This is a genomic window from Rhodococcus sp. YL-1 (genome assembly GCF_001942025.1).
Classification (GTDB): Bacteria; Actinomycetota; Actinomycetes; order Mycobacteriales; family Mycobacteriaceae; genus Rhodococcus_F; species Rhodococcus_F qingshengii.
This window is the reverse complement of the sequence record NZ_CP017299.1, coordinates 4,332,582-4,359,139: the sequence shown is the minus strand read 5'-3', so window position 1 is coordinate 4,359,139 and position 26,558 is coordinate 4,332,582. Positions and strand designations below refer to the sequence as shown.

Here is a 26,558-nt window from a genome sequence, read left to right as displayed (position 1 = left end):
CGCTACGACCCGAATCCCTCGGTGAAGGCGACGCGGTTGCGTTCCTCGTCCTCGCGTCGACGCTGATCTGCCAATTTCGCCACGACTTCGGAACCGAGGATCCCGCCGATGACCGCTCCCTCGCCGTCGACGGCAACGCCGATACCGGAAGGCGACGAGATTGCCGCATCGAGTGCTTGGCGGAGATCGCCGCCGGGGGAGAACAGCGAACCACCGGCAGACGTCGACTGAGCAAGGGTTCGTCCCGAGCGCAGGCCTTCGACGCCGGTCACGTCGATCCATCCCTGCGGAGTTCCGTTGTCCGTGACCACGAGAACCCACTCGCCCAATTCGAGACGCAGAGCCTTCAATTCGTTCTCGACGGCCGTGCGTACAGGGTGCAACGGAACCTCGTCGGCAGCGCGGAACGACAATCCCCGATATCCGCGATCGCGCCCGACGAATCCGGCGACAAAATCCGTTGCCGGTGCAGCCAACACGTCGCGAGGTGCCGCCACCTGCTGAAGCCGCCCGCCGGGACCGAAGACGGCAATGTGATCACCGAGTTTGACTGCCTCGTCGATGTCGTGGGTGACAAAGACGATCGTCTTCTTCAGTTCGCTTTGCAGACGGAGCATTTCGGTCTGCAGATCCTCACGCACGACGGGGTCGACGGCGCTGAACGGCTCGTCCATCAACAGGATCGGCGGATCGGCCGCCAATGCACGCGCAACTCCCACACGTTGCTGCTGCCCACCCGAGAGTTGCCCGGGGTAGCGGGTGGCAAGTGAGATGTCCAGACCGACTCGTTCGAGCACACCCAACGCGGCTTTACGGGCGGCGCGGCGGGACTCACCGCGCAGCACCGGAACCGTTGCGACGTTGTCGATCACGGTGCGGTGCGGAAGCAGGCCGGCGTTCTGGATGACGTACCCGATACCGAGACGCAGTTTCACCGCGTCGGTCTGGGCGATGTCGCGACCGTCGACGAAGATCTTGCCCGACGTCGGTGTGATCATCCGGTTGATCATGCGCATCGACGTCGTCTTGCCGCACCCGGACGGCCCCACGAACACCGTGAACGACTCGGCCTCGATGGTGAGATCGAGACGGTCGACGGCGGTGGTGCCGTCCGGATACTGCTTGGTGACGCCCTCGAAGGTGATCACGTGACTACGAGACCGGCTTGTCGAGGCCCTGCGCCGTCACCCACGCCTTGGCCGCCGCTGCCGGCTCCGTCTTGGTGTCGCCGGACACCTGGACGTTGAGTGCCAACAACTCTTCGGTGGTGAGCTTGGCGGACACCGCATCGAGGACCGTCTTCAACTTGTCGGAAGACTTCGACGCGCGCAGCACCGGCACCACGTTCTGAGCCGGGAAATTGTTCTTCGGGTCTTCGAGAACCACGAAGTTGTTCTCCGGGATGGAGGCCGACGTCGTGAAGATGTTTGCCGCGGTGATGTCACCGGAGGAGAGAGCCTTCACGGTTGCCGGTCCACCGCCGTCGGCGATCGGAACGAAGTTGGCTGCCGAGATGTCGAGGCCGTAATTGGACTTCAAACCGGGCAATCCGGCTGGACGTTCCTGGAACTCGGCCGGAGCACCGAACTTGACCTCGGCGGAATGCGGAGCCAGATCGGCGATCGTCTTCAGGTTCCACTTGTCAGCGGTTTCCTTCGTGACGACGACGGCGTCCTTGTCCTCGGCGGATGCAGGCGTCGCAATTGCCAATTCCGACCCGAGAGCTGCGGGAAGAGCAGCGAGGACGTCAGCGGAGCTGGTGGCCGTGCTGTCGGGATCCAAGTACTGCAGGAGATTTCCCGTGTAATCCGGAATGACACTGATGGACCCGTCCTTGAGTGCCGGAATGTACGCCTCGCGGCTGCCGACGTTGAACGACGTGGACACATCGAACCCGTTGACACGCAGTGCTTCGGCGTAGATGTTGGCGATCGTCTCGGATTCGGTGAAGTTGGCGGAGCCGACGACGATCGCGTTGGGATCGCTGTTGGAGTCACCGTCGCTGCTACCGCACGCTGTCAGTGCAGTCAGAGAGACAACGGTTGCCGCGGCTACGAGCCAACGGTTGGAACGAAATCGTGAGGTGCGCATGAGCGTCCTTCCGGTTTTTCGGGCGTCCCGTGTTTCGGGCGTCGGAAACCATTCCCTTATGGCGAAGCCACCCGAGTGACTTCGACGGCGCCGCCACCGAGTGGCTGCGTCAGGACTGGTTACCGCGCATCGCCCGACAAGTGTAACGATAGGTACCGACATGGCACGGTTTTCGATCCATGGGATTGGATGTGAGGATTTCGGTGAAGAGCACACGCACGAAGTATTCGACTGTTGTTGCAGCACTGATGGTCCTGCCGATTCTCAGCGGATGCGCAAACGGTGATTCGGTGGTAGAGGGTGCCGAAGCGGAGTCTCGTGACCAGATCGTGGTGGCTGCTGACGCATCGGTGGAGAGTTCGGTGTTGGCCGAGGTGTATTCGACGGTGCTCTCCTCCTCCGGCCTGTCGGCTCGCGTCGAATCGGTGGGTGGTGGCCGAAACCAATCACTCGAGGCTCTGGACGCAGCGCGAGTCACTTTGGTGCCCGAGTTCACCGGCGCGCTGCTCGATCACTACGACCCGTCATCCCCGGCCCGCAAGGCCGACGACGTCTTCGAAGCCTTGAGTCGCTCTCTGCCGGAGGGTCTTTCGGTCTCCGACTATGCGATGGCCGAAGATCGTGCGGTCCTCGCACTCGACACCGGATACGCACAGTCGTTGGGAGCGAAGACGATAGAAGCCTTTGCTCCTTCGTGTGCCGCGGCGAGGCCGCTCGTCTCCGCGAGATTCGTCGAGGACGGGGCAGTGGAACAGTTGGCCGAGGGCGCCGAGTGTGTCTTCGCCGGTGTCGATCAGGCAACGCCGGCAGACGTACCCGGTGCACAAGTATTCGGAACCACGACGCTGTCGGCGTTGGCACAATCCGATGCCGTCACAGTGCTCGCTGATTCGAATCACGTTCTGGCTGCGCAGAATGTCGTTCCGCTCTTTCGAGCGGGCGCACTGGGAGATTCGGCTGTCAAGGCGCTCAGCGTCGTTGCCGGTGAACTGTCCACCACCGATCTCGCCGCAATGATCGAGCAGGTGCGGACCGGCAAGGCGTCAGCCTCGGAAGTCGCCCGCACCTGGTGGGACACCCGTCAGTGACATGGACGGGTGTCCCAGCCGTCAGTGACTGTTCGAGCCTACTGCTGAACTCGAATCATCTTTGGCACGAATCAGTTTCGATGCGATGAACTGGCCGAGGTCGGAAACGGCGTCTGCTGCTTCCTTCACCAGTGACGCCTGTGCGTGAGCCACGTGCCAGAGTCTTGCGTACTCAACCAGGGACACGTCGACGCCGGCAGCGGAGAGCTTGTCGGTGAACGTCATGATCTGCGGGTAGAGGACTTCCTCGGAACCGACGTGAATCCTGGTGGGTGGCAACCCGTCGAGCTTGCCATGCATCGGTGCGTAGCCGGGATCAGTACGGTCGCCTCCGGCAAGGTAGGCGTCGGCGGCGTCGAAGGACCACGCTGTGTTGACCACCAGGTCGGCCTTTTTGGTGGCACCCCGATCGCCGGGATCGACCCACGGTGAGATCAGTGCAAGCGCGCCGGGGGTCACGCCGTGACGCTCGATCAGACGGATAGCGGTCGCCGCGGCCAGGCCGCCACCGGCCGAATCGCCGGCGATGGCAACGCGGTCTTCCGAATAGTCGAACTCGGTGACCAACTGCATGAAGGCTGAGACCGCGTCGTCGAGAGCGGCGGGATACGGATTCTCCGGCGCGAGACGGTAGTCCAAGGTGAAGACCGCACTGGACGACTCACGGGCGAGATGAGCTGCGAGAGAACGGTGTGTGGACAGCGAACCCAGCGTGTACGCCCCGCCATGCAGGTAGAGAACTGCGGTGGGGCGCTCGGTTGCGCCGACGGTGATCTTCTCTGCCGGTCGGCAAGCCAGCTCCAGCGGGCGCACGACGGCGCCCGCTGGAACCTGCTGTAGCGGTGCCCCGGCCTCGAGCAACAGACGTTGAATCCGATACGGCAGCCGCGAGTTGAAAGCCAGACGGAAGTACGGCTTCAACAAGAATGCGACCACGGGCAGCGGAAGGGTGAACGTGCTCACCGGCAGGGCTCCTGACTCTTTGTGCGAACTGCGCTGTGAAACGAACTGCGCTGTGAAACGAACTCAGCTGGACTTGGGCATCATTCGGCCGGCGACGATCGCGACGATGCGCTGGTAGCCCGATCCTACGAGGCGAACCCAGGCGTCGAGTGCGATTGCGTCCATCCCGATGAGAACTCGCGGCTTGCTCTTCCGAACACCGTTGACGATCGTCTTGGCGGCGTCCTCCGGTGTGGTGCGCGCGAGCTTGCGGTCGAAGAACTCGGAGAAGACCGCAAGATCTTCACCCGGGCCTGCGGTGGCGTTGCGTGCGATGGCGGTCTTGATTCCGCCCGGGTGCACACAGGTCACCTTCACCGGGTGCTTGGCGATCAGCATTTCCTGGCGAAGCGACTCGGTGAAACCGCGAACGGCGAACTTGGCCGAGTTGTATGCGCTCTGACCCGGCATCGACAGCAGACCGAAGAGGCTCGACACGTTCACGACGTGCCCGTCGCCGGAGGCGATGACGTGGGGGAGGAATGCCTTGGTGCCGTTGACAACTCCCCAGAAGTCGACGTCCATGACACGTTCGAAGTCCTTGAATTCGGACTTCTCGAAAGTGCCGTGGTAGGCGATTCCGGCGTTGTTGTAGATCTGGTTGACCTTGCCGAAGTGGGCGACAACCGCGTCGGCGTACTCGAGAACCGCTTCGCGCTGGGTGACGTCGAGATGGTCCGACTTCACCTCGGCGCCGATGGCTTCCACCAGACGCGTTGTCTCGGCGAGCCCGATGGTGTCCACGTCGGAGATCGCCAACTTGGCGCCCTGGCCGGCCAGGTTCAGTGCTAGTGCGCGACCGATGCCCGATCCCGCTCCGGTGATGACTACGACCTTGCCTGCAAAATCACTCATTGTGCTACTGCCTTCTCGTCGTCGAGGTCGATCTGTGAAGTGGTCGCGGTGCCGACGGCGCCGCGATCCGAGGTGGCGACGCTGCGGTATGCCGCGAGGTCGAAATGCTTGGTGGCGTTGCGGAACTGGAAGGTGAAGCCAGGCCACAGGGTGGTGTTGTTTCCGTGCTTGTCCATGTACCAGCTGGCGCAACCGCCGTTGTTCCACACGCTCTTGGACATAGCTGCCTGCAGGTCCTTGTTGTACTTGTCCTGCTTGTCCTTGCGCACCTCGATGGTGCCGATGTCGTACTTGTCGATGGTGGCGATCGCGTCGACCAGGTAGTTGATCTGCGACTCGATCATGAAGACCATCGACGAATGTCCGAGGCCGGTGTTGGGTCCGACGAGGAAGAACATGTTGGGGAAGTTGGCAACTGCCGCGCCCTTGTATCCCTGCATGCCGGTCTCTTCGAAGACCTCGGCGAGCGAGCGTCCGTCCTTGCCGAAGATTCCCGCGAAGGTGGGGGAGTCGGTGACGTGGAATCCGGTCGCCACGACGATGGCATCGATCTCACGGGTGATGCCGGTCTTCGAGACGATCCCGTTGGCGGTGACCTCCTCGATGCCTTCGGTCACCAGGTCGACATTGTCCTGGGCGAGGGTGGGGAAGTAGTTGTTCGAGATCAGCATGCGCTTGCAGCCGATCTGGAAGTTGGGCATGACCTTCTTGCGAAGATCCTTGTCCTTGATCTGGGCCTTCAGGTGACGCTCGGCGGCGAACTGCAACGGCTTCATGAAGACCGGCGCCTTGGCCAGGCCGACGACCTGCGTCTCTCGCATCCAGTAGATACCGGTGCGGCACAACTTCTGGAAGCCGGGGAGGTACTTGAACGCGAGGTGCTCGATCTTGGTGTACTCGCGGTCTGCGCGGGGCAGGATCCACGGCGCCGTGCGCTGGTACACGTCGAGATGCGAGACCTTCTTGCCGATGGCCGGCACGATCTGGATGGCCGAGGCGCCGGTTCCGATGACGGCCACACGCTTGCCGGTCAGATCGGCGTCGTGGTTCCAACGCGAGGAGTGGAAGATCTCGCCCTTGAAGCCGTCGATGCCCTTGATGTCCGGAAGTGAAGGCTCACACAATGCGCCGACGGCCGAGACGACGATCTTTGCGACGAATTCGCCCTTGTTGGTGCTGACGTGCCACCGAGCAGACGCCTCGTCCCAGCGTGCGGAGAGAACGTCGCAGTCGAAGATGTGCTTGTCGAGCACCTTGTGGCGGTTGGCCACCGACTGGATGTACTTGTAGATCTCGGGCTGAGTGGAGAAGGAGCGCGTCCACTCCGGATTGAGTGCAAAAGAGTACGAGTACAAATGCGACGGCACGTCACACGCGGCGCCCGGGTAGCTGTTGTCACGCCAGGTTCCGCCGACGTCGTTGCCGCGCTCGAGAACGACGTAGTCCGTGATGCCGGCCTGTGCCAGTTTGATCGCCGCACCGAGACCGGCGAAACCACTGCCGATGATCAGTGTGCCGACGTGGCGAGTATCCGCGGCAGGTGCTGAGGTATCTGTAACTGGAAGACTCATGTAGGGAACGATATGCCTTTATTGAGTCACGGTCAATAGCTTATTGACGAATATTCAGTAGTCTATTGGGCATGGACGCAGTAAAGCGAACGCGGCTCGACCCTGCGCAACGCCGAGCGCAACTCATCGACCTCGGGGCGCGGATGCTGGCCGAACGGCCGCTCGAACAGATTTCCGTCGAGGACATCGCCGATCAGGCTGGTGTCTCGCGGGGGCTTCTGTTCCACTACTTCGCGTCGAAAAGCGAGTTCCATCTGGCGATCGTCCGACACAGCAGTGAACAGATGCTCCAGCGCACCGAACCGAGCGAGTCGGACGATCCGATGCTCACCCTCCGCTCGGTGCTGGCGTCGTACGTCGACTACGTGACCGAGAACCGCAATACCTACGTCTCGCTGCTCCGGGGGACCGCCAGCGGGGATCCGCAGATGCGTGAGGTGTTCGAGCAGACTCGCGACATCATGGCCAAGAGAACCCTCGATCAGCTCCCGAAGATCGGCCTGACTCGAACACCTCAGGTGGAGTTGGCCGTTCGCGGTTGGATCGCGTTTGTCGAGGAAGCCACCATCAGTTGGCTCCGAGCGCCCGCCATCACCCGCGAGGAACTGATCGACCTGACGGTTCAGTCGTTACCTGCGTTGGCACTGGCCGCCGTCGGCTTCGATGCCGGGCCGGATCTGGGCCTGCTGCAATCGAATTGACGTGAACGCAGAAAGGCCGGGCCCCACACTCCTTGCGGAATGTGGGGCCCGGCCCTTGTCAAATTACTGAGATCAGTTGGTCGGCAGGAACGCCTCGTCCAAGATCTCCTGCTGCTCCACCGCGTGGACCTTGCTCGATCCCGAAGAGGGAGCGGACATCGGACGACGCGAGATGCGCTTGATACCGGTCAAGGTCTCCGGCAGAAGGTCCGGCAGAGCCAGCCCGAGGAACGGCCACGCACCCTGGTTTGCGGGCTCTTCCTGGACCCAACGGAACTGATCCGCATTCGGGTAACGGTCCAGGGTCTCCTTGAGGCGACGCTTCGGCACGGGGTAGAGCTGCTCCATGCGCACGATGGCGATGTCGTCTCGCTCGTCCTTGTGCTTCTTCGCCAGGAGTTCCCAGTACAGCTTGCCGCTGACCAGCAGAACCCGCTTGACCGATTCGCGTGCGCTTTCGCCGCTCTCGTATGCCGGCTCCTCGAAGACCGAACGGAACTTGCCCGTCGTGAAGTCCTCGACGTTGCTGACGGCAGCCTTGTTACGCAGCATCGACTTGGGCGTGAAAACCACCAGCGGACGGCGGATGCCGTCGAGGTGATGGCGACGCAGCAGGTGGAAGTAGCTGGCCGGAGTCGACGGAACCGCAACGGTCATCGAGCCTTCTGCACACAGCTGAAGGAAACGCTCGATGCGACCGGAGGTGTGGTCCGGACCCTGACCCTCGTGACCGTGCGGCAGGAGCAGCACGACGTCGGAGAGCTGACCCCACTTGGCCTCACCCGAAGAGATGAACTCGTCGATGATGGTCTGCGCGCCGTTGACGAAGTCACCGAACTGCGCTTCCCACAGGACCAGAGCGTCGGGGTTACCGACCGAGTAGCCGTACTCGAAGCCCAGACCTGCGTACTCGGTGAGTGCGGAGTCGTAGACCATGAACTTGCCGCCGTTTTCGGCGTCGGCAGCGATCTTGGCGATCGGGCTGTACTCGTTGCCGGTCTTGCGGTCGATGAGGACCGAGTGACGCTGCGTGAACGTTCCTCGCTTGGAGTCCTGACCCGCGAGGCGGATCAAGGCACCCTGCTCGGCCAACGAGCCGAACGCAAGCAATTCTGCGAACGCCCAGTCGACATGTCCCTCACGGGCCATCTCGCGGCGCTTCTCGGCAACCGGCTTGACGCGCGGGTGAACGGTGAAGCCGTCGGGGACGTTGACGAACGCATCACCGATGCGCTCGAGGACCTCGGGAGCGACAGCCGTGGTCAGGCGAGCCGGGGGAGTCTGGTCGAGTTCGACGGACTCGGACGGTTCGGGCTGGAACTTCTCGAGTTCACGGACCTCGTTGAAGACCCGTTCGAGCTGGCCCTGGTAGTCGCGAAGTGCGTCTTCGGCTTCCTTGAGCGAGATGTCACCGCGGCCGATGAGGGACTCGGTGTAGCTCTTACGAACGCTGCGCTTGGTGTCGATGACGTCGTACATGGCCGGCTGGGTCATCGACGGGTCGTCGCCCTCGTTGTGACCGCGACGGCGGTAGCAGATGAGGTCGATGACAACGTCCTTGCCGAACTTCTCACGGAAGTCGACGGCCAGCTGAGCAACCCAGACGCAAGCCTCGGGGTCGTCGCCGTTGACGTGGAAGACCGGTGCGGCGATCATCTTCGCGACGTCGGTGCAGTACTCGGACGAGCGTGAATGTTCCGGAGCGGTGGTGAAGCCGACCTGGTTGTTCACGACGATGTGCACGGTGCCACCGGTGCGGTAACCGCGAAGCAGCGAGAGGTTGAGCGTCTCGGCGACAACACCCTGACCGGCGAATGCAGCGTCACCGTGCAGCATGAGCGGCAGGACGGTGAAGCCTTCTTCGCCCTTGTCGAGGATGTCCTGCTTGGCGCGGACCAGGCCTTCGAGAACCGGGTCGACGGCCTCGAGGTGCGACGGGTTTGCGGTCAAGGAGACAGCGATGTCGTTGTCGCCGAACATCTGGATGTACGTTCCGCTGGCACCCAAGTGGTACTTCACGTCGCCGGAGCCGTGAGCGGCTGCCGGGTTCATGTTGCCCTCGAACTCCGTGAAGATCTTGGAGTACGGCTTGCCGACGATGTTGGCAAGGACGTTGAGACGGCCACGGTGCGGCATGCCGATGACGACCTCGTCGAGCTGGTGCTCGGCGGCCTGGTCGATCACGGCGTCCATCATCGGGATGACTGCTTCTGCGCCTTCGAGCGAGAAGCGCTTCTGGCCGACGTACTTGGTCTGCAGGAACGTCTCGAAGGCCTCGGCGGCGTTGAGCTTGCTCAGGATGTACTTCTGCTGAGCGACCGAAGGCTTGGCGTGATGGCCCTCGACGCGGTCCTGGATCCACTGACGCTGATCCGTCTCGAGGATGTGCGTGTACTCGACGCCGACGTGGCGGCAGTACGCGTCGCGCAGCACGCTCAACACGTCGCGCAGCTTCATCTTCTCTTGGCCGTGGAAGCCGCCGACCTTGAACTCACGGTCCAGATCCCACAGCGTCAGGCCGTGGCTGATGACGTCGAGGTCGGGGTGGCTGTGGAACTTGTCCTTGACGAACTGCAACGGGTCCGTGTCGGCCATGAGGTGGCCGCGGTCACGGTATGCAGCGATCAGTTCGAGAACGCGGGTGTTCTTGTCGACAGCGCCTTCCGGCACGTCCTTGCGCCACCGCACCGGCTCGTACGGGTTGCCGAGCGCGTGGAAGATCTCGTCGTAGAACTCGTCGCTGATCAGCAGGTTGTGGATCGTGCGCAGGAAATCGCCCGACTCGGCACCCTGGATGATGCGGTGATCGTAGGTCGAGGTGAGAGTCATCAACTTGCCGACGCCCATCTCGGCCAGCTTCTCGTCGCTGGCGCCCTGGAACTCGGCGGGGTATTCCATCGCGCCGGCACCGATGATGGCGCCCTGGCCCTTCATCAGGCGAGGAACGGAGTGAACCGTGCCGATACCGCCCGGGTTGGTCAGCGAAATGGTGACGCCGGTGAAGTCTTCGCCGGTGAGCTTGCCTTCACGGGCGCGTCGGACGATGTCCTCGTATGCCGCGTGGAACTGGACGAAGTTCATCGACTCGGTGTTCCGGATGGCGGCAACTACCAGTGAGCGGTTGCCGTCCTTTCCGGGAAGGTCGATCGCGAGTCCGAGATTGGTGTGCTCGGGCGTGACCGCGTTCGGCTTGCCGTCGATTTCGGCGAAGTGCCGGTTCATGTTGGGGAACGCGTTGACTGCCTGGACGATCGCGTAACCCAAGAGGTGGGTGAACGAGATCTTGCCGCCGCGGGTACGCGCGAGGTGGTTGTTGATGACGATGCGGTTGTCGAACATCAGCTTCGCGGGGATGGCACGCACGCTGGTTGCAGTCGGGATCTCGAGCGAGAGCGACATGTTCTTGACGACTGCGGCTGCGGCGCCGCGGAGAACCTTGGTTTCCTCGGCTCCGCCGGCAGGGGCAGGCTTCGCAGTAGAGGCCGCGGGCTTGGCTGCTGCGGGCTGGGCCGGGGCGGCCTTGGCGGCGGGCGCTGCCGTCTTCGCGGGGGCCGGAGCGGCAGCCTTGGCAGCCGGCGCAGGAGGTGCGGTCTTGGGGGCGGGAGGCGTGGCCTTGGGAGCAGCAGGCGGAGCTACAACAGCGGCGGGTGCAGCCGCGTTGCCGTTCGAGGCAGTCCCGTTTCCACCTCCCGTGTTCGCCGAGTCCGGCGAGTAATCGGTCAAGAATTCGTGCCAACTGGGATCCACGGACGACGGATCGTCCTGGAAGCGTTGGTACATCTCGTCAACCAGCCACTGGTTCTGTCCGAATTGGGATGTAGAACTGCTGCTCACGGCAGGTGTTCGCCTCGTTTCTATTTCGGTACCCGATCAGAGCGCCTATATACATGAGATTAGCCCGAGCGTGTGACGAGCAATTGTGCGGCACACAATTTGTGAGCTGTCTCACGGAAGTCCGTGATCTTGCGATCGCGCACTACCTCTCGGCGGTACAAATCCGTGCCGACTGTCACGCGACGGGGTTGCCTTCGATGACAGTTCTCGACGTCAGATTATTCCCCTCACGCGCCTGCGATGCATCCCAGAGTCCCGAGTAGTGACCACCGGCATACCGCAGAACATCGTGCGGGCCGTATTCAACGATACGTCCCCGGTCAACTACGACAACGAGGTCCGCTCGGGCAGCTGTCGCGAGGCGGTGAGCTACGACGACGGAAGTCCGTTTCCGGGTGACCGACCGACTTGCTTCGAGCACCATTCGTTCGGTCGCGGGATCGAGCGTCGCGGTCGCCTCGTCGAGGAGCAGAAGGTCCGGGTCGACGAGTTCGGCACGGGCCAATGCGATCAGTTGGCGTTGGCCCGCCGAGAGCCCCTGGCCGCGCTCGCCGACGGGATGATTCATGCCTCCACGCATGTCGGCTATCGAATTCAGTGCGCCGACGGAACGTGCCGCTTCCTCGATCTCCGCGTGCGACGCCGACGGCCTGCCGTACGCGATGTTGTCGGCGACCGTGCCGGTGAACAGATGGGCTTCTTGTGGGACCACGCCGAGGCGACGTCGGTACTGCGAGAGGTGGAAGTTCCGGATGTCGGTTCCGTCCACGTCGACCGATCCGGACGTCGGGTCGTAGAAGCGGGCGAGCAACTTCACGACCGTCGACTTCCCGGCACCGGTTCGGCCGACCAGAGCGACGGTCGTGCCCGGCGGGATTTGCAGATCGAAATCGGAGAGGGCGTCGACGTCCGCACCCGAGTACCGGAACCCGACCCCGTCGAGATGGACGGCGCCGTCGAGTCGTCCGGAGATCGCGATCAAATCCTCGCTGTCGGCAGTCTCGATCGAACTGCGAGTGCGCAGCAGGTCGCCGATTCGTTGCAATCCGACGTTTGCCTGTTGGTAACCATCGAACACTTGTGAGAGTTGCTGAATCGGTCCGAACAGCAGACCGAGGTAGAGCACGAAAGCGATCAGTACGCCGGGCGAAGTCGATCCGTTGGCGATCTGGTGCGCACCGACGAACACGACCGCGGCCAACGCGAGGTCGGACAGGAACGAAATGAAAGGGAAGTAGATCGAAATGGCTCGCTGCGACCGCATCCGCGATCGGCGGTAGCTCTCGGAGCGTTCTGCGAACCTACGCGCAGCACCTTCTTCGCGGCGGTAGGCCTGAGCCGCTCGCAGACCGGCGATGTTCTCTTGGAAGTCGGCATTGACGAGCGAGATCCGTTCGCGGGACTGGCTGTAGGCAACCGAGGAGATCTTGCGGAAGACCACGGTCGCGACCACGAGCGGTGGGATGACGGCCAGCGCCACCAGGCCGAGCGTCACGTCGGTCGCCAGGAGGGCGATCGAAATTCCGCCGACGGTCAGGACGCTCACGATCGCCGTTGACATACCGGTTTGGATGAACGACGAGAGCGCGTCGACGTCGGTGGTCATACGCGTCATGATGCGGCCGGACAATTCCCGTTCGTAGTAGTCCAGACCCAGGCGCTGCAAGTGTGCATAGCTGCGGACGCGGAGCCCGAACAGCACGCGTTCACCGGCTCGGGCCGTGAGCACCGTCATGACCGCCACGATGACCCAGTCTGCGGCGACCAGGAGCGCGCCGAACGCCGTCGCGATCCAGAGTGTGGTGCTGTCTGCGGTCACGACTCCGTGGTCGATCGCATATCTGACGAGGGAGGGAAATGCGATCGCCGCGGCGGAGTCCAGGGCAAGGCACACGACAACCGCCAGTAGAACCCAGCGGACCGGCCTCAAGATCTGTCGGAGTGAGAACTGTGGATTCGATTCGCGCAGGCTCTCAGGAGCGATTCCGGGGTCTTCGCGTGCGGGTGGGAGAGCGTCGACTGCTGCCCGCAGGGACGGCGTCACCGCGATTCCGCTGAGCGCTCCGGCCATCGGTCCGCCCGCACCCTGCGTCGTAGCGGCTGTGCTGTCGGCTTCGGATTCCGGTGCCTGCGGCCACAACTGCTCGGTTGTCGGCTCGCTGCGGTCACGTCCGAAAGCATCGGAGTCGACGTCGTCGAGTTCGGCCGGTAGTTCCGGCGGCGAGGAGAACAGGGCACGAAAGAGCGGACATCGCGCTTCCAGTTCGTCCACGGTTCCGGAGTCGATGATCCGTCCGCCGTCGAGAACCGCGACCCGGTCTGCGAGCGTCAGGGTGGACCGCCGGTGAGCGAGGATGAGCGTGGTCTGGCGCCGTCTGGCCCGGAACGAGTCGAAGATCGCGGCTTCGGTAGCCGCATCGACTGCGGAGGTCGCGTCGTCGAGGACCAGGATCCGTGGGTCGACGAGCAGTGCCCTGGCAAGTGCGATGCGCTGACGCTGGCCGCCCGACAGCGTCAGACCTCGTTCACCGACAACGGTGTCGTATCCGTCCGGGAGTGCCTCGATGAACGAATCTGCCTGTGCCAGTGCTGCTGCGTCGCGGATGTCCTCGTCGGAGGCGTCCTCGCGACCCAGTGCGATGTTGGCGGCAATGGTGTCCGAGAACAGGAAAGGTTCGTCGAAGACCAGGCTGACGGCGGCACGAAGCTGCTCACTGCGCAGTTCGCCGATGGGGAACGTCTCGCCCGCGGTATCGACGGTCACTACACCCGAAGTCGGGGCGTAGAACCGGGGGAGAAGCAAGGACAACGCGGTCTTGCCCGACGCGGCCGGCCCCACGACGGCGACGGTCTCGCCCGGTTCTATGCGGAGGTTCAGCCCGGTCAGGACGTCGCGTTCGGTGTCGAACCCGAATGCGACGTCTTCGAAAGTGACGCCGAGCGGACCGTCGGGCAGGTCCACCGGATGGTCAGGATCGGCGATGTCCGGCTGAGCGTTGATGACGTCGTAGACACGCTCGACAGCGGCGCGCGCAAGCTGCGCCATGACGATGACCGACGACAGAGTTCGGGTGACGCCGGTCATCGTCACGATGTAGGTGGCGAACGCGAGAAACGTTCCCACGGTGATCTTGTCGTGCAGTGCGAGATACCCGCCGAGGGCGATCACTCCCACCTGCCCCAGCTGGGGCAAGGCGGCCATGGTCGGCGCGAATTTCGCGTTCAACCACGCGGCGCGAAGACGCTCCGAATACAGCGTGCGGCTGTGCTTTTCGAGTTGGTCGACGGCTCGTTTTTCCTGCCCGAATCCCTTGACGACGCGCACGCCCGTGACGGTTTCCTCGACATGTTGGGCGAGGTCGGCGGCCCGCTGCTGCGCGGACCATGTTGCGGCGAAGAGCATCGGTCGCATCAGGAACACCACCAGCCCTACTGCGGGGATGACGGCGACAGCGACGAGAGTCAACAGCGGCGAGAGCCACGCCATGATGCCGATCGCGAGCACGAATTGCAGGAGCGCACCCGCGGACATGGGCACCATCGCGAGCAAACCCTGGACGAGTTGTAGATCGGTGATGGACCGGGATACCACCTGGCCTGTGCGGATCTGATCCTGCCCGCGTCCGTCGAGGCGTTGCAGCGAGCCGAGCAGGGCGAGCCGCAAGTCGTGTTGAACATCGAGCGAGAGTCGGCCGGCAAGCATCCGTCGGCCGTACTGGCACGCGAAGCGCACGACCGCGAGCAGCGCGATCGCCAGCGCGGCGAACCCGATCACCTTGCCTGGGTTCTCCTGGCTTGCGGCGTCGAGCGCATAGCGGGTCAGAAGAGGAAACGAGATGTCGATCGCCGAAGCGATGACGGTCACCAGAAGCGCGCCGATGGCAACTCTTCGGTGCAACCAGCATGCGTGCGCCAAGCGGCGGATCCAGCCCGGAGCTCGATCGTCCTCTCCAGCTACCGGACTGTCCGTGTTGATCGTGTTCATCGAGATCCACGGTAGACCCGGCCCCAGACAGCCTTTTCAGGTGATGTCGCGGGTCCTGGTCCGCAGCCAACCGAGCCCGCAGAACAGAACCACCCAAGCTGCCAGCATCATCGGGCCGCTCGGCCAGGACGCAAACGCGTCGACGTCGATCGACGGGGCCGCATTGATGATCGTGCCGATCGTGGCCGACACCGGAAGCGCGGCCCCGACCCCGCCGAGATCCATCGCGAGCAGCACTGCGCGGACGATCCATTCACCGAAGACGAACCACAGGATGACCGAGAGGGCACCGGCCATCGACGAACCGGTGAGCAGTGCCACCCCGGCGCCGAGCAGTGCCCACAGAGCGCACGCCAGAATGCCTGCGGCGCAGATGGCGAAGAGATCGGTGGTGAAGCTGAAGTCCCGGCCGAAGAGCAACATCGCGCCGATGCTGACTACTTCGACCGCCAATGCGTAGCCGACGGCGAATACCGCGACGACGGCAAGTTTTGCGCCGAGAACTCCGTCACGGCCGCGAGCTGTGAGGAACGTCGTGGTGAGAGTTTTGTAGCCGAATTCGGATCCGGCGGTGAGTGCTCCGAAGACAGCCGCGAACACCAGGACAAGCGTGTTGGAGACACCGAGGCTGACGCCGGTGGACACGACATCGACGTCGAAGGTGGTGTCAGCCGAATCGGCCACGACTTCGACGAACGTCCGAGTCGAGGCAGCAATCAGCACGGCCACGACGACCGGTGCGATGGCCAGTGCCCACCAGTAGCGCAGGGTGAGAACTTTGAGTGTCTCCGCGCGCACGAGCGTGGTCATCGGTGTCCTCCGGAAGGTCCGTATGCGGCAGGGCCGTAATAGCCCGGTCCGGAACCGGGACCGGGTGGGCGGTGGTATCCGACCTGGGGGACGGCATATTGCGGCGTTGTCATGGCCAGGAACAGTTGCTCGAGATCTGCGCCTTCGGTTGCGACACCGAAGATCGTGACTCCGGCGGCGGATGCCACCGGTGGCAGTACCGACGTGTCGGTGCCGCCCACGGCGAGCCGTCCGTCCTGGGTGATCTGGGCGTCGATGATTCCGCGAGCGGCCAATGCCGTGGCGAGGAGCGCTGGGTTGGAACACGAGACGAGCAGTCGACTGCGCTGCGAGCGGCGAAGTTCGTCCATGGTCCCTTGGTAGACGAGTGAGCCGGCGCTGACGATGACCACGCTGTCGACGGTCGCTTCCACTTCACGAAGCGCGTGACTCGAGATCAGAACCGTTCGGCCGGAACCGGCGAAGGTCTGCAGGAACTGACGAAGCCACGCCATGCCCTCGGGGTCGAGTCCGTTCGCGGGTTCGTCGAGCACGAGGATCTCGGGATCACCGAGCATCGCGGTGGCAAGGATCAGGCGTTGGCGCATCCCGAGCGAGAAGGTGCCGGTCTTGTGGGCTCCGACCGATCTCAGACCGACCATGTCCAGCACCTGCGCCGCGCGCTGAGTCGGCATGCCGATAGCGGCCGCGTAGATCTCGAGGTGTCCGAGGGCCGTTCGTTTCGGATGGAGACTGCCGACATCGAGTACTGCGCCGACGGTCCGAGCCGGGTTTGGCAGCAAACGCATCGGGGTGCCGTTGATCGTGGCCGATCCCGACGTCGGTGACACCAGTCCGAGGAGCATCCGCAACGTGGTCGTCTTGCCCGAACCGTTCGGACCGAGAAACCCGGTGATCGAGCCCGCCTGAACGTCGAAGCTCAGGTCGTTGACCGCGCGCGCCGCCTTGAACGTCTTCGTCAACCCACGAATCTCGATGGGGGCAGAGAAGGATCCCATTGCGGTGTTCGTCAATGCTGCTCCCGGGTCGGCGGCGAATACGTGATGCGAGCCTACGGCCCGGACGGCTATCTGCGGATGGCCCGGCGTGTCTCCGTCTGGGGAAGCACTGCGGCATCGTCGGCAGGCATCACGATCAGGTGGTCGGTCCACCTGGCCGGTGCCGGTCCGAAGGCTTCGCGCGCATTCTTGACGACGCCCTTGCCGATTGCACGGTTGCCCGCACCGCCGATGACCGCACCGATTCCGGCCGGAACGAGCTTGCCGAGGATCAGTGCGCTGCGCTTGGCGGCGTACTTGGTCACGAATTTCCGCACGAGGGTGCTGTTCATTCCCCTCATCGTGGGTCCGGGAATCTTGCTCGTGATTGCCGTTCCCCAGTTCTTGGCTGTGATTCCGGTGGCCTTCTGCACGATCTCCATACCGGATTCGCCGAGGGCGACTGCCAGGACCAGGGCACGTCGTTGCTGGTGATCCTGTACGGAGATTCCATGCACTGACGCAATTGCCAACGTCAGCAGCGCTGACGCCTCGAGGAAGAAAGCCGATTCCGCACCGACGGCAGCGATGGACGCGACCGTTCCGACGCCCGGCACCGCGGCGGTGGCGCCGACGGCACTGCCGCTGCCGGTCACGGCGAGAATGAACATCTTCTCCATCCGCTCGACGATCTGAGCAGGTGACTCGTCGGGGTGGGCCTTACGGACATGGTTGACGTATTTGGCCACTGCGGGCGCTTGCAGGCGGCTTCCGTTGTCGAGAACGGAAACGAGGACCTTCTCGATACGCCCGCTGTCGTTGTTCGTCGACTTGCTCATTGCTGCCCCTCCACAGTTGTCCTCCTCTGAAGCGAGGTGGACCGTATCTCGAGAATAGGTGAAGTTTTCGCTGGCGGCGGTGATCACCGGGGCCATAGGCTCGTACGAGACTCGGTTTTCTTCGTGAGTTTTCCCAGGCAGGAGTTCGAGTGTTATGACCGCCACTTCGGAATCTCGTTCGACGACCATCTGGCCGACGCTGCGCTACCTCGACGCCCGTGCGGCAATCCACTTTCTGGTGAGCACCTTCGGTTTCGTGGAGAAGGCCGTCTACGGAGAGGGAGACGTGGTCGACCACGCCCAACTCGACTGGCCGGGCGGTGGCGGCATCATGTTGGGTTCGCCGCGCACCGATTCGGCGATCGCCGGCCTGCCGCCTGGAATCGGTTCGGTGTACATCGTCGTGGACGACGCGGACGCCGCCGATGCACTCCACGAACGCGCTGTCGCGGCGGGCGCCACGATCACGCAGGGATTGCGCGACGAGGACTACGGTTCGCGGGGGTTCACCTGCCGTGATCCCGAAGGTGTGTACTGGAGTTTCGGCACGTACGCAGGGGAGTAGCCCCCCGCGACCTACCTGGTGGCCCAGTGCTCTGCCGGAACCACTTCCGACGGGATGGGCGGATGAGGTGGTGTGCCGTCCCCGAACGGTCGGCCACCCAACTGTTCGCGTCCGTGCGGTTCGAGCCAGTGTGTCAATTCCGGTCCCTTGGGCACGATTCCGGAGGGATTGATCTCGGAATGCACGATGTAGTAGTGCGCTTTGATCTGTGTGAAGTCGATGGTGTCACCGAATCCGGGGGTTTGGAACAGATCGCGCGCGTAGTCCCACAGCACCGGCATCTCGCTGAGTTTGCTTCTGTTGCACTTGAAGTGGCCGTGATAGACGGGATCGAACCGCGCCAGCGTGGTGAACAGGCGCACATCGGCTTCGGTGATGGTGTCGCCCACCAGGAAACGTTGCCGGGCAAGACGTTCGGTGAGCCAGTCGAGGCGAGCGAACAGCGTGTCGTATGCCTCGTCGTACGCCTGCTGTGAACCGGCGAAACCGCAGCGGTAGACGCCGTTGTTGACGTCGCGAAAAACGTACTCGGCCACTTCGTCGATTTCGTTTCGCAATGGCTCCGGGTACAGATCCGGCGCGCCTTCGCGGTGGTACTTCTTCCATTGCGTCGAGAAGTCGAGGGTGATCTGTGGGTAGTCGTTCGTGATCACCTTGCCCGTGGCGATCTCCACCATGGCGGGCACCGTGATTCCCCTGGGGTAGTGGGGATCTCGGGCGAAGTATGCGTCCTGCAGTCGCGGGATCTTCAGTACGGGATCGACGCCGCCCGGGTCGAGATCGAAAGTCCAGCTTCGCTTGTCGTGAACCGGACCGCAGATGCCCATCGACAGTACGTCTTCGAGGCCGAGTAGGCGGCGGACGATGATGGCGCGGTTTGCCCACGGGCAGGCACGTGCCACGATCAACCGGTATCGCCCGGGTTCGACGGGGTACCCGTCGCGGCCGTCCTCGGTGATCCGGGTCGGGATGTAGTTGGTGTCGCGTTTGAATTCACGACCCTCTTCGACGAATGTCGGTTCGCTCGCGCCGTCTTCCGTACTCATCTGCGGTCCCTCTCGTTCGAGTGTCAACTGGGCAGGTGCACGTGTACCCGAGCGTATGCCCCCAGAACGTCGAATTTGGCTTTACGTGGAAGCGTCGCTCCGATCGCACTGCCGCGACTTGTGCGTAGCTGCGGGATCAATCCGGAATCGAGAGCGTCCTCCGCAGCGAGAAGCGTTACTGCGCAGCCGATTCCGTGACGGCGATGCGCTGGAGCAGTCAGGGTCGTGAGATCTGCCACGAATCCCTGAAATTCGGAGTATGCCGCGCATCCGAGCACCTCGGCGGAATCGGTGAGGGCGGTGAACCACCGCGTCCGGTTCCCGAGGTCGGCTGTGGTGCTGTCGTCGGGTGGGCACAGCGCAGCGACGGCGAGGGCATCGTCGATGTCGTGGGAAATCAGTAGTTGCTCGTCGGGTGGCGCGTCCGTGTAGTCGCCGAGGAAAGCGAGATCGACGGGGCCGGTGATTCGGCCGCCGTGATCGCCGGCGATCTCGAGCAGACGCGCCGGTTGCAGCAGGGCGTCGACGGAGATGTCCTCGGTGCGCTCGATGAACCACTGCGGCCCGACGATTGCACCTGAGCCTGCCAGATCGAGAACGTGGATGTCGTCGCCGACGACGCGGGCCGTGTGTGCCGGCCGAAGTGCCGAGTCGCCGAGGCCCAGTTCACGTGCCCAAGCGAGTCGGATGATGTCGAGGTGATGTTCGTCCACTTGCTACAGGCTAGTCCGATTCGAACGGGTTGATCGAGATGGACAGAGGTCGTATATTCCATGTGGACTATTTCAGGTGGAATAGTCAAGAAATAGTCAATTGCGGCTTGTCAGGGAGGGGGACTCATGGGTGACGTGTCACTGACGCCTCTGGGAATCACCGTTCTGGGCCTGCTGTCCGAGCGTTCGATGCATCCGTACGAGATGTATCAACTTGCCTCGGTTCGCCGGGGCGATCAGTTGGTGAAGATCAAGCCGGGATCGCTCTATCACACGGTTTCCCGGCTGGAGAAGCAGGAACTTCTGGCCTCGATCGGGACCGATCGTGAGGGCAACCGGCCCGAACGGACGACGTACGAGATCACCGCCCGGGGCCGTGAGGCCCTCGAGCATCAACTACGTGAGATGTTGGCGGTTCCGGTGCGGGAGTATCCGCGGTTGCCGCTCGCGCTCGCTGAAATGCACAACCTCTCCGCGTCCACCGCGTGTCAGATGCTTCGAATTCGTCTCGCGCACCTCGACAAGACGATCGCGAAATTCGAGGCCGACTACGAAGCGCTGAAGGCGGCGGAAAAACCACGAATCTTCACGGTGGGCGCGGACTACGCCCACGCACTGACCGTCGCCGAAAGAGAGTGGATCGGCGCGTTGGTGACAGACATCGAGAGCGGCGAAATGCCCTGGCTCTCACAAGAACTTCTCGACCGGCTGGCCGGCTCCGCAGGCTCGTCCGCACTACCTAAGGACTGAAGATGGAAAAGCAGGTCAATCCCTGGCACGCGCTGTGGGCGCTGTGTATCGGGTTCTTCATGATTCTGGTGGACAGCACCATCGTCGCTGTCGCCAACCCTGCGATCATGGAGGACCTCGGCACCGACATCAACAAGGTCGTCTGGGTCACCAGCGCGTACCTGCTGGCGTACGCGGTGCCGCTGCTCGTCACCGGCCGGCTCGGTGACAGGTTCGGACCGAAGAACCTGTACATGATCGGCCTCGTACTGTTCACCGGCGCTTCACTGTGGTGTGGTCTGTCCGGCAGCGTCGAGATGCTCATCGTGGCAAGGGCTTTCCAGGGTCTGGGCGCCGCAATGATGACGCCTCAGACCATGGCCGTCATCACACGCACGTTCGCGCCGAACAAGCGTGGCGCCGCAATGGGCCTGTGGGGCGCGGTTGCCGGTGTTGCGACGCTGGTCGGTCCGCTTGCCGGTGGTGTGTTGGTCGACAATCTCGGCTGGGAATGGATCTTCATCGTCAACGTCCCTGTCGGTGTCATCGCCTTCCTCCTCGCGTGGAAGCTTGTTCCGTCGTTGCCGACCAGCGAGCACAAGTTCGACATTCCCGGCGTGATTCTCAGCGCCGCAGGCATGTTCCTGCTCGTGTTCGGAATCCAGGAAGGCAGTTCGTACGACTGGAACGGATTCGTCTGGAGCCTGATCGGCGCCGGTGTGGTGTTGCTCGCGGTGTTCGTGTTCTACCAGTCGCGCAACAAGAACGAGCCCTTGCTCCCACTCGAACTCTTCAAGGACCGCAACTTCTCGCTCGCCAACGTCGCCATCACCGCGATGGGCTTCGCGATCACGTCGATGGTCCTTCCTCTGATGTTCTACACCCAGGCAGTTCGCGGACTCTCCCCGACGCAGTCGGCGCTCCTCCTCGTTCCGATGGCCGTGCTGACCGGCATTTTTGCGCCGATCATCGGCAAGCTCGTCGACAAGACGCATCCGCGCTACATCGCGGGCACCGGCTTCCTGCTGTTTGCGATCGCCCTGGGCTGGCTCGCACTGGTGATGTCTCCCGACGTTGCGATCTGGGAACTGCTCCTGCCGATCGGCCTGATCGGCTTCGCCAACGCATGCATCTGGTCACCGCTCGCGGCCACCGCCACACACAACCTGCCTCCGATGCAGGCCGGCGCCGGCGCCGGCGTCTACAACACCACCCGGCAGGTGGGTGCGGTTCTCGGCAGTGCCGCGATCGGAGCACTGATCACCGCACGATTGGCGGCTCAGGGTCTGACCGGCGGCAGTTCCGAAGCCGGAGTGGGTCACCTACCCGAGTTCGTCCGTGAACCGTTCAGCACGGCGATGTCGGAGTCGATCTGGCTGCCCGCAGGCGTACTGCTCATCGGCTTCGTCGCTTCGGTGTGCTTCGCTCGGCCTCTGCGCGGCGACGCACACGACGACGCGATGGCCGTCAGCGCCGAAGCGCGTCGGGAAACATCACTGCACGATTGAGATAGTCGCTCGGGTCCAGGGCTCGCTTGATCGCCCACATCGTGGCTATGTCCTCCGCAGAGAGGGCCAGGTCCAGATAGTTGCGTTTGAGCGAGCCCACCCCGTGCTCGGAACTGACGTTTCCGCCGTGATCGCGAACCAGTTCGAGGACGCTGCGGTACACGGTGTCGGCGTTCGGGCAGTTCAGGACGTTGAGGTGGATATTTCCCTCGGCGACATGTCCGAAGAGGATCGGAATTGCCTCGGGGGCACGACTCGCGATCACCGCCGCGGCGTCCTCGGCGAAGGTGGCAAGCGAGTCCAGCGGCAGCGCCGCGTCGAATTTCAGTGGGGGACCGAACAGTCCGACCACTTCGGCGAAACACTCCCGCGCCGCCCACAAACGCGTCGAGCCGGGATCGTCGACCGCCACTGCCGGGTTCTCCGGTGGGTCGATGCGTTCGAGCAGCTCGGCCAGGTCTTCCAGCGGATCGTGGGCCGCGGACACCTCGGCGAGGAGGTACCACGGTCGCCCCGTCGGAACCGCGGCTTTCAAATGGCGTGCGGCCAGTTCGAGACCGCGCCCGTCCAACAATTCGAGTGCGTCGACGCCGTCGAGAGTGCGCAACACTCGCCCTGCCTCGACGACGTCTTGGAGTGCGTCGAAACCGATCAGCGTCGTGACCCGGTGAGTCGGTACCCGTCGTAGTTTCAGATCGACTGCCGTGACCACACCAAGAGTTCCCTCGCTGCCCACCCACAGAGCGGGCAGGTTGTATCCGGAATTGTCGGACAACACTTTCGGTGACCGGCGCACAGGAGTTCCGTCGGGGAGTACCACCTCGAGTCCGAGCACCTGTTCGGCCATGTTCCCGTATCGAACCGTGTGCAGGCCACCGGCATTGGTGGAGACCATGCCGCCGATCGTCGCAGTGTCCCGCGAGGCTATGTCGACACCGAACTTCAAACCGGCGGCGGCGGCCGCCGAATGTACCTGCGCGAGTGTCGCTCCCGCACCGACGGCGATCCGACCGGCGGCAACATCGACTTCGCCGATCGCCTCGAGGCGTTCGGTGGAGAGCAGGACGTCGTCGTGCTCGGGCACCGTCCCGGCGACCAGACCGGTTCGCCCGCCCTGAATGGTGACCGGTACGCCGCGCGAGCGGCACACGTTCAGCACTGCCGAGACTTCGGCGGTATTTCCGGGTCGGACCAGAGCGCTGGCGCGCCCGCTGTAGCGCCCTGTCTGGTCGGTGGAACGGGTCGCCAACACGTCGGCGTCGTCGACGACGAACCGGTGTCCCACAACGTCCGCGAGTGCATTTCTCAGACCCTCCACCCGACGATCGTAGGCCGGTTCGATGTGGCAGTGTGGCGGCATGACTGCTCCCGAATCGCATCCCACCCGCCTCGAGCGCTTCACCACCGATGGTGGTGCCGAGGTGGCTGTCCTGACGTTCGCGCACGGACCACTCAATCTGTTCGATCAGGCCATGTTCGACGCCGTCATCGCCGATGTTGCAGCGCTGACCGAAAACCCACCGCGCGCTGTGCTTCTGCGCGCCGAGGGCAAGGTCAACTCGGCCGGCGTAGACGTCCATGTGTTCGACGGACTGAACCCGGAGCAGGGAGCGGAATTGTGGCGCGAACTGTTCGCCCAGATCTGCCATCCGCTCGAGGCGTTGCCGTGCCCGGTCATCTACGCGGCGCACGGGCTGACGCTGACTGCTGCCTTCGAGATCTCCTTGGCCTGCGACATCATCCTCGCGGCGCCGAAGGCGAAGTTCGGACTGGTCGAGACAGTGGTCGGTCTGACGCCGTCCATGGGTGGACCGCAGCGTTTGGCCGAGCGCGCCGGTTCCGGACGGGCTCGGGAGTTGGTCATGACCGGCGATCTCTACGACGCCGCAACCCTGCACTCGTGGGGCGTCGTCAATGCCGTTCACGACGATGTCGATGCTGCGGCGCGTGCCCTGGCGGCCCGGTTGGCGGACGGGCCCACGCGAGCCCACGACGCCACCAAGCAGATCGTGGCGGCCTGGCGTTCCGGCGGGATCGCCCACGCGGATTCGGTGACTCCCGGGGTGTCCGGTGCGCTGTTCGCCACCGATGACCTACGCGGCGCTGTCCGCAGTTTCCTCGAGGTCGGACCGGGCAAAGCGGTCTACTCCGGAAAGTAAGTTTGCGACGATTATCGCCAGAGACCTCCACGAACTGTGATCCACGTCATATAGTCGAATGGCCGGTGGGTTGTCAGTGACGTGGAGGTATCGATGCGGTCGACGCTTGTGGAATACCCGTGTTCGAATCAGCTCCTCGCCGACGCCCGCGTCACCCGCGCCGGTGACGGGGTGCTTCGGTACAGTCAACTGGACCCGTCGTTGTCCGAACTACTGGACATCGCCGTCCATCGGTTCTCCTCACGCGTCGCGGTCGAGGAGGTCGACGGCGAGCAGGTCACCTTTGCGGAGCTGTGGGCCGAGGCGTCGCGGGTCGCGGGAGGGCTGAAGTCGCGGGGCGTCGAGATCGGTGACCGTGTGGCCATTCGTGTCGCCGCTGGGGTGAGGTGGATGGAGGCGTGCCTCGGCGTCATCCTCGCCGGCGGTGTTCCGGTCTCCGTCGGTGTGCACTTGAGTGATGACGCGGCGGACTTCGTCATCGCGGACAGTGGCTCGGTGTTGGTGCTCGACGGGGAACTCCCGCACGGTGTTCCGTTCATCGACGACGGCGCCGCCCCGGACGAGATGGCGGTCCTCGCGTACACCGCGGATTCTTCGGGCGAGATGCTTGGCGTCGAGTTGAGCAACGAGAACGTGCTTTCTGCCATCGTCGGAATTCTGCACTCGCGTGACTACGGCGTCGAAGGTGTGCGGAATCTGCTGGTGGACAATGACTTCAAGTCGGTGCGGCAGTTCGTGCACGTGCTCGCGACGTTGGTGGTCGGTGGAACGGTGGTCCTCGCCGGCGACTTCTGGCGTGAGAGTGTGCATACCGTCGACATCGTGACCGGGCGGCCCGAGGACCTGCTCGAGCCACGGTTGCTCACCCTTGGACCGGCGGCGCGTGCCGGTTCGAGGTCGGTTCAGTGGATCGATTGCAGCGGGTCGCCGATCACGGCCGAACAGGAATCCAAGCTGCTGACCCTGTTCCCGGCCGCTCGGCATGTGATCGGGTGGGGCAAAACCGAGACCTGTGGGGCTGGTCTCATTCTGCCAACCGAGTCGGCACCCACCCACCTCGGAAGCGTCGGAATCGCTTTCGGTGGAATGGAAGTGGCGTTGTACGGCCCGGATGCTCCAGGTGGTTTCGGTGAGTTGCTGTGCCGTGGACCGAGTGTCACGCGTCGGTATTGGAACTCGCCGCAAGCGACCTCGACGAGGTTCACCCAGGGGTGGTTCTGCACTCACGACACCGCGCAGATCGACCCCGATGGCTTCGTCCGTATTGTCGAACGCAACGTCGCGTAGTCACGCGAGCGTGGTCGACAAACGAGAGGGACATCATGGCGGACGAGGTTCTCACCGAGCGGCGCGGGCGGACACTGATCATCACCATCAACCGGCCCGAGGCGCGTAACGCCATCAACTCGGCGGTCAGTCACGCATTGGCCGCTGCGGTCGAAGAGCTCGATGCGGACGACGATCTGTCCTTGGCGGTGCTGACAGGAGCCGGCGGAAACTTCTGTGCCGGTATGGATCTGAAGGCATTCGTGGCCGGCGAGAACGTACTCGTGCCGGGACGCGGTCTCGGATTCACGGAAGGGCCGCCGCGTAAGCCGATCATTTCGGCGGTCGAGGGCTTCGCGTTGGCAGGCGGCACGGAACTCGTGCTTGCCACCGACCTGGTGGTCGCGTCGTCCGAAGCGAAGTTCGGTATCCCGGAGGTCAAGCGAGGGCTGGTCGCAGGTGGAGGCGGATTGTTGCGCCTGCCCAAGCGGATTCCGTACCAGAAGGCATTGGAACTGGCCCTGACCGGTGACAGTTTCACAGCCGAGGAGGCCTACCGCTACGGCTTCGTGAACACGTTGACCGAGCCAGGTAAGGCGCTCGAAGGCGCGCTGGAGCTGGCTGATCGCATCACCCGCAACGGACCGCTCGCGGTTGCGGTCACCAAGGAGATCATCGTCAAGGCCGGCGGTTGGTCCGACGACGAAGCTTTCGCGAAGCAGTTGCAGGTCATGGCGCCGGTGTTCGCGTCCGAAGATGCACGCGAGGGCGCGACGGCGTTCGCCGAGAAGCGCGCCCCGGTCTGGAAGGGGCGGTAAC

Annotated in this window: 21 protein-coding genes; 8 read left to right on the top strand and 13 right to left on the bottom strand. The window is 63.6% G+C overall.

Annotated features, from left to right (window positions below):
• Positions 1-2: 2 nt before the first annotated feature.
• Positions 3-1,148, bottom strand: coding sequence for an ABC transporter ATP-binding protein (locus BH682_RS20010; RefSeq protein WP_003945084.1), 1,146 nt, complete (start codon positions 1,146-1,148; stop codon positions 3-5).
• 4 nt (positions 1,149-1,152) lie between these two features.
• Positions 1,153-2,091: an ABC transporter substrate-binding protein gene (locus tag BH682_RS20005; protein ID WP_003945094.1), complete on the bottom strand. Its 939-nt coding sequence runs from the start codon at positions 2,089-2,091 to the stop codon at positions 1,153-1,155.
• Positions 2,092-2,294: 203 nt separating this feature from the next.
• Between BH682_RS20005 and BH682_RS20000 the strand changes: the two genes are divergently transcribed.
• On the top strand, positions 2,295-3,179 hold the full coding sequence (locus BH682_RS20000; RefSeq protein ID WP_030536932.1) for an ABC transporter substrate-binding protein: 885 nt from the start codon (positions 2,295-2,297) through the stop codon (positions 3,177-3,179).
• Between the two features lie 21 nt (positions 3,180-3,200).
• On the opposite strand, the gene BH682_RS19995 is transcribed toward BH682_RS20000, so the two are convergent.
• From BH682_RS19995 to BH682_RS19985, 3 genes are all read right to left on the bottom strand, one after another.
• Complete coding sequence (locus BH682_RS19995; protein ID WP_007736126.1) at positions 3,201-4,142, bottom strand: alpha/beta hydrolase fold domain-containing protein; 942 nt, start codon at positions 4,140-4,142, stop codon at positions 3,201-3,203.
• 63 nt (positions 4,143-4,205) lie between these two features.
• Positions 4,206-5,036 (bottom strand): SDR family NAD(P)-dependent oxidoreductase, encoded by an 831-nt coding sequence (locus BH682_RS19990; RefSeq protein WP_042450371.1) that lies wholly within the window; start codon positions 5,034-5,036, stop codon positions 4,206-4,208.
• Positions 5,033-6,607, bottom strand: a complete 1,575-nt coding sequence (locus BH682_RS19985; protein WP_075833881.1) for a flavin-containing monooxygenase — start codon at positions 6,605-6,607, stop codon at positions 5,033-5,035. The genes BH682_RS19990 and BH682_RS19985 overlap by 4 nt, the downstream gene beginning before the upstream one ends.
• Positions 6,608-6,678: 71 nt before the next feature.
• On the opposite strand from BH682_RS19985, the gene BH682_RS19980 reads away from it, so the two are divergent.
• On the top strand, positions 6,679-7,308 hold the full coding sequence (locus tag BH682_RS19980; protein WP_007736130.1) for a TetR/AcrR family transcriptional regulator: 630 nt from the start codon (positions 6,679-6,681) through the stop codon (positions 7,306-7,308).
• Positions 7,309-7,380: 72 nt separating this feature from the next.
• Here the strand turns inward: BH682_RS19980 and BH682_RS19975 are convergent, their stop codons facing one another.
• From BH682_RS19975 to BH682_RS19955, 5 genes are all read right to left on the bottom strand, one after another.
• Positions 7,381-11,142 carry a multifunctional oxoglutarate decarboxylase/oxoglutarate dehydrogenase thiamine pyrophosphate-binding subunit/dihydrolipoyllysine-residue succinyltransferase subunit gene (locus BH682_RS19975; RefSeq protein ID WP_075833879.1) on the bottom strand — a complete coding sequence of 1,254 codons (3,762 nt, stop codon included), beginning with the start codon at positions 11,140-11,142 and terminating at the stop codon, positions 7,381-7,383.
• Positions 11,143-11,317: 175 nt separating this feature from the next.
• The gene (locus tag BH682_RS19970; protein WP_075833876.1) at positions 11,318-15,127 is read right to left on the bottom strand and encodes an ABC transporter ATP-binding protein; all 3,810 of its coding nucleotides are present in this window, start codon (positions 15,125-15,127) and stop codon (positions 11,318-11,320) included.
• A 36-nt stretch (positions 15,128-15,163) separates the two neighbouring features.
• On the bottom strand, positions 15,164-15,937 hold the full coding sequence (locus tag BH682_RS19965; RefSeq protein WP_075833874.1) for an ABC transporter permease: 774 nt from the start codon (positions 15,935-15,937) through the stop codon (positions 15,164-15,166).
• Entirely contained in the window at positions 15,934-16,935 is a 1,002-nt protein-coding gene (locus BH682_RS19960) for an ABC transporter ATP-binding protein (RefSeq protein ID WP_030536929.1), read from the bottom strand. The genes BH682_RS19965 and BH682_RS19960 overlap by 4 nt, the downstream gene beginning before the upstream one ends.
• Before the next feature lie 68 nt (positions 16,936-17,003).
• Positions 17,004-17,753, bottom strand: coding sequence for a hypothetical protein (locus BH682_RS19955; RefSeq protein ID WP_003945111.1), 750 nt, complete (start codon positions 17,751-17,753; stop codon positions 17,004-17,006).
• Positions 17,754-17,907: 154 nt separating this feature from the next.
• Between BH682_RS19955 and BH682_RS19950 the strand changes: the two genes are divergently transcribed.
• Entirely contained in the window at positions 17,908-18,318 is a 411-nt protein-coding gene (locus BH682_RS19950) for a VOC family protein (protein WP_003945129.1), read from the top strand.
• An 11-nt stretch (positions 18,319-18,329) separates the two neighbouring features.
• Here BH682_RS19950 and BH682_RS19945 read toward each other — a convergent pair whose 3' ends face one another.
• Together BH682_RS19945 and BH682_RS19940 are read right to left on the bottom strand one after the other, a co-directional pair.
• Positions 18,330-19,364 (bottom strand): glutathione S-transferase family protein, encoded by a 1,035-nt coding sequence (locus tag BH682_RS19945; RefSeq protein WP_042450363.1) that lies wholly within the window; start codon positions 19,362-19,364, stop codon positions 18,330-18,332.
• Between the two features lie 23 nt (positions 19,365-19,387).
• Positions 19,388-20,077: a hypothetical protein gene (locus BH682_RS19940; RefSeq protein ID WP_007736143.1), complete on the bottom strand. Its 690-nt coding sequence runs from the start codon at positions 20,075-20,077 to the stop codon at positions 19,388-19,390.
• A gap of 126 nt (positions 20,078-20,203) precedes the next feature.
• Here BH682_RS19940 and BH682_RS19935 point away from each other — a divergent pair, with 126 nt between their 5' ends.
• Together BH682_RS19935 and BH682_RS19930 are read left to right on the top strand one after the other, a co-directional pair.
• Entirely contained in the window at positions 20,204-20,827 is a 624-nt protein-coding gene (locus BH682_RS19935; RefSeq protein ID WP_007736146.1) for a PadR family transcriptional regulator, read from the top strand.
• A gap of 2 nt (positions 20,828-20,829) precedes the next feature.
• Positions 20,830-22,314: a DHA2 family efflux MFS transporter permease subunit gene (locus tag BH682_RS19930; RefSeq protein ID WP_003945132.1), complete on the top strand. Its 1,485-nt coding sequence runs from the start codon at positions 20,830-20,832 to the stop codon at positions 22,312-22,314.
• Here the strand turns inward: BH682_RS19930 and BH682_RS19925 are convergent.
• Positions 22,274-23,674 carry an FAD-binding oxidoreductase gene (locus BH682_RS19925; protein ID WP_075833871.1) on the bottom strand — a complete coding sequence of 467 codons (1,401 nt, stop codon included), beginning with the start codon at positions 23,672-23,674 and terminating at the stop codon, positions 22,274-22,276. The two genes, BH682_RS19930 and BH682_RS19925, sit on opposite strands and share 41 nt — an antisense overlap.
• On the opposite strand from BH682_RS19925, the gene BH682_RS19920 reads away from it, so the two are divergent.
• The 3 genes from BH682_RS19920 (at position 23,673) to BH682_RS19910 (ending at position 26,557) form a co-directional block, all read left to right on the top strand.
• Positions 23,673-24,473: an enoyl-CoA hydratase/isomerase family protein gene (locus BH682_RS19920; RefSeq protein ID WP_007736151.1), complete on the top strand. Its 801-nt coding sequence runs from the start codon at positions 23,673-23,675 to the stop codon at positions 24,471-24,473. The genes BH682_RS19925 and BH682_RS19920 overlap by 2 nt on opposite strands.
• A 93-nt stretch (positions 24,474-24,566) precedes the next feature.
• Positions 24,567-25,760, top strand: a complete 1,194-nt coding sequence (locus BH682_RS19915; protein ID WP_029538443.1) for a class I adenylate-forming enzyme family protein — start codon at positions 24,567-24,569, stop codon at positions 25,758-25,760.
• Positions 25,761-25,795: 35 nt separating this feature from the next.
• Positions 25,796-26,557, top strand: a complete 762-nt coding sequence (locus BH682_RS19910; RefSeq protein ID WP_003945127.1) for a crotonase/enoyl-CoA hydratase family protein — start codon at positions 25,796-25,798, stop codon at positions 26,555-26,557.
• The last annotated feature ends 1 nt before the right edge of the window (position 26,558 follow it).